Source organism: Photorhabdus viridis (assembly GCF_040256935.1).
Lineage (GTDB): Bacteria > Pseudomonadota > Gammaproteobacteria > Enterobacterales > Enterobacteriaceae > Photorhabdus > Photorhabdus viridis.
In genome coordinates, this window is sequence record NZ_JBEJZY010000518.1 from 1 (window position 1) to 223 (window position 223).

The 223-nt window shown below is 53.8% G+C and carries 1 protein-coding gene; it reads right to left on the reverse strand.

The window, feature by feature from the left end; all coding sequences use genetic code 11:
* The coding region (locus ABR397_RS24350; protein WP_350307922.1) for a toxin VasX at positions 1 to 223 on the reverse strand (223 nt) is incomplete at both ends.

The following is a 223-nucleotide window of genomic DNA, read 5'->3' on the forward strand; positions in this document are numbered from 1 at the left end:
GGTGATCGTGATAATACTGTATTGTCTCCGGACTCCAGGCCGACGGCGAGAAGGCCAGCCAGGTATCCTGACGCAGCGCGATATCCTGCAATACGATAAACTCTACATTGGCACTCTGATGCGTCGGGGCGTGACAATCTGCGGTTTTCTTAGGGAAAACACCAAAAGGCGCATTGTATTGCTTCCACAGCGCCCCGTCCTCGCTGATACTCCAGGTTTCCCA